6 protein-coding genes and 1 pseudogene are annotated in these 4,865 nt (G+C 67.5%); 2 read left to right on the forward strand and 5 right to left on the reverse strand.

Annotated elements, in window-relative coordinates:
- A pseudogene (locus tag ACFWOG_RS39550) lies at positions 1 to 356 on the forward strand (transposase); the annotation flags it as partial.
- 16 nt (positions 357 to 372) lie between these two features.
- Here the strand turns inward: ACFWOG_RS39550 and ACFWOG_RS39555 are convergent.
- From ACFWOG_RS39555 to ACFWOG_RS39575, 5 genes are all read right to left on the reverse strand, one after another.
- Positions 373 to 759, reverse strand: coding sequence for a hypothetical protein (locus tag ACFWOG_RS39555; RefSeq protein WP_380364466.1), 387 nt, complete (start codon positions 757 to 759; stop codon positions 373 to 375).
- Positions 760 to 934: 175 nt separating this feature from the next.
- Positions 935 to 1,309, reverse strand: coding sequence for a hypothetical protein (locus ACFWOG_RS39560; RefSeq protein WP_380364468.1), 375 nt, complete (start codon positions 1,307 to 1,309; stop codon positions 935 to 937).
- Positions 1,310 to 1,361: 52 nt separating this feature from the next.
- Entirely contained in the window at positions 1,362 to 2,522 is a 1,161-nt protein-coding gene (locus ACFWOG_RS39565; protein WP_380364470.1) for a hypothetical protein, read from the reverse strand.
- Between the two features lie 125 nt (positions 2,523 to 2,647).
- The gene (locus ACFWOG_RS39570) at positions 2,648 to 3,034 is read right to left on the reverse strand and encodes an aegerolysin family protein (RefSeq protein WP_380364472.1); all 387 of its coding nucleotides are present in this window, start codon (positions 3,032 to 3,034) and stop codon (positions 2,648 to 2,650) included.
- 134 nt (positions 3,035 to 3,168) lie between these two features.
- The gene (locus ACFWOG_RS39575; RefSeq protein WP_380364474.1) at positions 3,169 to 4,038 is read right to left on the reverse strand and encodes an endonuclease/exonuclease/phosphatase family protein; all 870 of its coding nucleotides are present in this window, start codon (positions 4,036 to 4,038) and stop codon (positions 3,169 to 3,171) included.
- Between the two features lie 375 nt (positions 4,039 to 4,413).
- On the opposite strand from ACFWOG_RS39575, the gene ACFWOG_RS39580 reads away from it, so the two are divergent.
- Positions 4,414 to 4,785, forward strand: a complete 372-nt coding sequence (locus tag ACFWOG_RS39580; protein ID WP_380364476.1) for a transposase — start codon at positions 4,414 to 4,416, stop codon at positions 4,783 to 4,785.
- Positions 4,786 to 4,865: the final 80 nt, after the last annotated feature.

The following is a 4,865-nucleotide window of genomic DNA, read 5'->3' on the forward strand; positions in this document are numbered from 1 at the left end:
CAGTGGGCCTGTCGGCCGCCCTCGCACCCGACCCGGCGCTGTCGCCGGGGGACAAGGCCTACTCGTCCCGCGGCAACCGCGCTCACCCGAGCAAACGTGACATCAAGGCTGTCATTCCGGAGAAGCGGGACCAGGCCGCCAACCGGAAGAAGAAAGGCTCCAGGGACGGTCGACCCATCAGCCACGACACCGACCTCTACAAGGAGAGGAACACCGTCGAGCGGCTGATCAACAAGCTGAAGGCCTGGCGGGGCATCGCGACCAGGTACGACAAGACCCCGGAGAGCTACCTCGCCAGCCTCCACCTGCGCGCCTCGATGATCTGGATCAAAGACTTCACCGGAGCGACTCGTTGATCACGACTCAAGACACCTAGCCGCGTTCGTCGTGAACCGTCAGCACCGGAGACTCGGAGGCTCCGTGGCCGACCCAGCCCTTCATGCTGACGGAAATGTCCGGGTCGGAGGGCTCGATCTTGATATCGTTGGAGCCGCCCCACAGAAGCCACCACGTGATCTTGATGGTGGTGCTCGGGTCCTCTCCCATCTGATAGATGACATAACCCTCGATGCCGGACGCCGTTCCCTCCTTGGCGCTGCAGTGGAACGCAGCCGGCCCGTTGCCCCCGGGGGGGACGTCGACAGGGGGGAAGTCCCCGACCCCCTTCCAGGTCCCCGCCTCCAGTTCATAGTTCTGCACCTTCAACACGACCTTGGTGCGATTGTTGATCGAGACGGCGAGGTACGCCCGCTCAGACATGTTCTGTTCCTCTCTTCGGGATCTTCTGCGGCGATCTTCGCACCGCGTTACAGCGTGAAGGTGGGCGAGCCACCGTCACGACATCGGCTGGGGAACGGTCCAGGACCGCGCCCGACTCCGGGCGGGGCCGAACGGACTGCGACGACCGGGCCTCCGGCAGTCCTGCCGCGTCCCGTCAACGGTCGTCGTGGACCGTCAGGACGACCGACTCCTCGGCTGCACTCCCCGTCCAGCCCGTCACCTCAACCCTGATGCCGACCTCGGCCGGCTCGACCTGCAGGGCGTTGGAGCCGTCCCAGCAGACGTCCCAGCGGATCCTGATCCGGGCCTGGAGGTCGTCGTCGATCCGGTAGACGACGTACCCGGACGTACTGCCGGTCGCCGGGCTGAGGGCGACACCGGCCAGCGCGAGCGTCTCCGCCCCGGCGGCCAGGGCCAGCAACGGGTATCGGCGGTTCTCCCACCGTCCCCAGAACAGTTCGTCCTCCTGCAGTTTCAGGAGAGCCCCGGTCCGGTTGTCGATGACGCACCGGAAAGACAGCCGACCCATCGCCGGTCCTCTCGGATCGATCGTGAAGGAACTCGTGGGCGACCGGCGCCCGCTAGTCCTGGGGCGACGGGTACGTGGGAGCCACGTAGTACGCGTTGGCCTGGAAGGTGAGGCCTTCCTGACCCGACGCGAGCGTGTGGTTCGGGTCGTTTCGAACCACTTCGATGCAGTGGCTCTCCGAATAGAGGGCCGTGAGATGGAGGCCGGGAGCCGGAGCGCTGACCACCTTGGACTCCTGGGCCATGGTCGTGACAGAGTGCGTGCTCTCGTAGCCGAGTTCACGGCTCAGGGACGCGGTCACCTTGGCGCTGAAGCCCTCGACCTCGACGCCCGCCTCGAATCCGACGGACATGCCGACGCTCTCCCGGTACGTCTCCGAGGCCGTCTTGCTCACTCCCCACGAGACGCTGTCGGTGACGGAGCCGTCCCGCGGGTTCTGCCTCAGGTTCAGAACGGCCTGACGGGTGTAGAAGCGCTTGCGCCGCACGGTGTATGCCGGGGAGTTCTGCACGATCCAGTCCGTGGACTTGCCCTTGTCGACGACGGCGATGCAGGGAACGACCACCTCCCGGTCGATGACCGGCGTGGTCTGTTCGGGCACGTCATCCCAGCCCCCGATGACCGGGTCCTCCAGCTTGCCCTGCTTGACCTGCTTCATCGGCACGTCCAGTACGTAGACGTCGCCGGGGTCCTCGCCCTCGTAGTCGCCGTCGAAGTAGTAGATCCAGGTGGCGATTCCGGGCGTCAGCAGACAGCCCGCGCCTTCGGGGACGACCTTCGGCCGGATCGTCTCGGGGATCTCCAGGCCGCCGTGCCCGCGCCAAGCGCCGACGGCCACGTAGGAGCGGCCACCGATCTCCTCCTTCACGCAGCGGAGGTCATCCTGGGCGACGAAGGCCTGGCCACGAAGGTCGAGCAGGATGTCATGGGCCTTGTGGATCCGGTCCGAGGACCACAGCGCGCTCAGCGCACGGTATCCCTCGGGCACCACCGGCACCAGCCCGCGCAGCACCCGGTCCGAGTCGGTGACCTTGCGCCAGTCCTTCGGCTTCGCGAGCGCCCCCGACCCCGGTGTGGTCTCCTTCACCCAGGTCATCGGCCCGTCCTTGGGGATGACGCTGCACAGGGCGTGGTAGCCGGCGGGCGGCTTCGTCTCGCCGGCGCTGAAGACGAAAGTGAGCTCGCCGAACTCCTGGGGCGCCGAATAACTCATGTCCACTCCTCCGTGTTCTGGACTACAACCGGTCGCCGGCGTCGTACCGCCTTCCGAAAAGGCCGCTTGCCCGGGCGGCGATGGCGGCCCGCAGGCGAAACTGCGGGCCACCGCCGGCGGCTGGGCTAGCCGCGGTCGTCGTGAACCGTCAGGACGGGGGCCTCACCGGCTCCCGAACCGACCCAGCCCTTGATGTTGACGGAGATGTCCGGGTCGGAGGGCTCGACCTTCAGAGTGTTGGTGGAGCTGCCCCACGGGATGTCCCAGTAGATCTTGATGGTGGCGCCGGAGTCATCTCCCAGCTCGTAGATGACGTAACCCTCGGTGCCGGCCGCCGCGCCCTTCCGGCCGCTGCTGTGGAACGCGGCCAGTTCCTTGCCCGCCGGGATGTCGATCGGGGGGAAGTTGCCGACGTCCTCCCACTTCCCATAGCTCAGGTCGTACTTCTGCACCTTCAGCTTGAACTTGGTGCGGTTGTTGATCGTGCAGGAGATGAACATCTGCTCGGACATCGTTTCCATTCCTTTCCTCAGGCCATGCTCTGGCGACGCGCGCTCCGCGCGCCTTCCTCAACCGCCGCGCGCCCCCGAAGGCGAGCGGACATCTGGGGGTGCGGGGGATTTCGGGTCCCGCCCGCCGCCCGGCCTCAGCAGCCTGCGGTCACGGGGTAGTGGTCACTGAAGTCGGTGTACGTCCGGCCGCCGGCCTCCCACCGCGGCGAAGCGACCTTCAGTACCTCGCTCACCCAGCCCTCGCACGGGAGGACGTGGCCTTTGCGCAGCAGGACGCAGTCCATGTCCTCCGAGGGGTCCGCCGGGTACCGGTGGAGGGCGACGCCGTTCGCGGTCGTGTCGAAGGAGTACTTCCAGCCCGTGCGCGGCCCCGGGTCCTGGAGGTTCCCGAAGCTCAGGATGTCCTCGAAGTCGGGCGAGCGGCGATCGGTGTTGAAGTCCCCCGCGACGATGACCGGCTCGTCCGCCGGAATCCTCCGGTCCGTCAGGAAGACGTTGATCTCGTGCATCTGCGAGCGGCGCGAGACCTTCGCCTGACCGGCCGAGCACCCGCTGTCGTCGGACTGGAGGTGGGTGCCGACCACGTGCACCCGCCTCCCGTCGACCTCCAGCAGGACGTAGGCGAAGCCCTTGTCGGCCTCCGCGTCCCACCCGCAGGCCATGTCGTAGATGTACTGCTCCCGGCGCAGGATCGGCCACCTGCTGACGATCGCGACCCCGCCGCGGACGTGCAGCCGCGAGATCTCCTTGCCGTGCGTGGCATCCCACCCCTCCTCGCTCACCCCGACCACCGGCGTGCGGTGGGAGTAGCCCCTGCCCTCCAGCCGCTTCAGCAACTCCTCCGACGGGTCCGGGTCGAAGAGCTCCTGGAAGACCAGCAGGTCGTGGTCGGCGACGTACGCGGATTCGGCGATCAGCTGCGATCGCGCCGCGTTGTCGAAGTCGCCCTCGCTCTGCTGCATCAGCCAGGACAGGAACATCACGTTGTGGGTCAGAACCTTCACGGCCGTACTCCCCGAAAAGCGGCGCGGGCGTGGGTGGCGCACGCGGCGCAGCAGGGCTGAGCCCGGCGTCGCTCCACAAGTCAATCGGTCGGACACGGACTCTTTGCTGCAGGCGCGCCGCCCCCGCAGGTGGCGCACGGGGCGTCAAGTGGCACGACCGGCTCACGCTGGAGCAGGAAAGGGCGCATGCAAACGATGTGCGCCGGTTCGGGCGCCTCCTCGTTCGACCCGGGCCCGGTGCCGGACCTGTGCGCCTGCGCCCCTTCCGGCCACTCGTTCGAACTCTCGGACGCGCGACCGTCTTCGACGCATGGCGGCTAGTAGTGCTTTGTTAGGAGGCTTGTCGCATCGTGTGGTCGGTAGTTCTCTGGTCGTATGAGGGCTGGGGAGTTGGCGTTGGGGCGGCGTCGGTTGGAGGAGTTCGCGGCGGAGGTGTTCGCGCCCTTGGCCCGCCGTGACCAGCGGGCCAAGGGCGGGCTGTATCTGCGGAGGCTGCTGCTGGAAGGCCGGCGCAAGTCGATGCAGCCGATGGCCGAACGGCTCGGGGTCGACCACCAGGCGTTGCAGCAGTTCATGACGTCCTCGACCTGGCCGGTCGAGGACGTCCGGGCCCGCCTGGCACGGCGGGCCGTGCGGACGGTGCGGCCCGAGGTGTGGGCCGTGGACGACACCGGCTTCCCCAAGGACGGCAAAGCATCGCCCGGGGTCGCCCGGCAGTACTCGGGCACTCTGGGGACTTGTTTCTGAATAACTGTCAGAGTTGATCTTCCTTGTCGGCGGGCTCGGACAGAAGGGCTCGGAGCTGTTCCAGGGTGCGGGCGGGCGAC

The organism is Kitasatospora sp. NPDC058406, from assembly GCF_042722765.1.
Taxonomy (GTDB): domain Bacteria; phylum Actinomycetota; class Actinomycetes; order Streptomycetales; family Streptomycetaceae; genus Kitasatospora.

Bases quoted from the DNA above. Each gene is read 5' to 3' on its own strand.
- ACFWOG_RS39555 (WP_380364466.1), bottom strand. From the start codon at position 759: ATGTCTGAGCGGGCGTACCTCGCCGTCTCGATCAACAATCGCACCAAG.
- ACFWOG_RS39560 (WP_380364468.1), bottom strand. From the start codon at position 1,309: ATGGGTCGGCTGTCTTTCCGGTGCGTCATCGACAACCGGACCGGGGCT.
- ACFWOG_RS39565 (WP_380364470.1), bottom strand. From the start codon at position 2,522: ATGAGTTATTCGGCGCCCCAGGAGTTCGGCGAGCTCACTTTCGTCTTC.
- ACFWOG_RS39570 (WP_380364472.1), bottom strand. From the start codon at position 3,034: ATGTCCGAGCAGATGTTCATCTCCTGCACGATCAACAACCGCACCAAG.
- ACFWOG_RS39580 (WP_380364476.1), top strand. From the start codon at position 4,414: ATGAGGGCTGGGGAGTTGGCGTTGGGGCGGCGTCGGTTGGAGGAGTTC.